The organism is Corallococcus sp. 4LFB, assembly GCF_046520365.1.
In the GTDB taxonomy this organism is placed as follows: Bacteria; Myxococcota; Myxococcia; order Myxococcales; family Myxococcaceae; genus Corallococcus; species Corallococcus caeni.
The window spans coordinates 1-442 of the sequence record NZ_JBKGHJ010001242.1 but is presented as its reverse complement, the minus strand read 5'-3'; the positions used below and the strand labels follow the sequence as shown (position 1 = coordinate 442).

1 protein-coding gene is annotated in these 442 nt (G+C 67.6%); it reads right to left on the bottom strand.

Annotated elements, in window-relative coordinates:
- The coding region (locus tag ACLEQD_RS45135; protein ID WP_410392028.1) for a condensation domain-containing protein at window positions 1-442 on the bottom strand (442 nt) is incomplete at both ends.

Genomic DNA, 442 nt, shown 5'->3' with positions numbered 1-442 from the left:
GCGTCTCCGAACGCGGGAACTCCACGGCCGTCTGGTTCCACTCCACCAGGACCTTCTGCGCCTCAGCGCCTCGCAGCAGGGTCACGTCTCCGACTCGTGCGTCGGGCCGGGCCGTCACCTCCTCCAGCAGGACTCCGAAGAGACCCAGCAGCCGCTTCGCCGTCCCTTCCACGAAGAGGTCCGTGTTGTAGGTCAGCGTCGCCGCCAACCCCTGCCCTGTCTCCGACATCGACAGCGACAGGTCGAACTTCGCGGTCGTGGCCTCCGTCTCTACGGGGCGCAATGCCAGCGACTCCTTCGGACCGGCGTCACTTGTCTGCGCGGGCGTGTTCTGGAGGCTGAAGAACACCTGGAACAGCGGGGTGCGGCCCAGGTCTCGCTCCGGCCTCAGCTCCTCCACCAGCTTCTCGAACGGCACCTCCTGGTGCGCGTACGCGCCCAG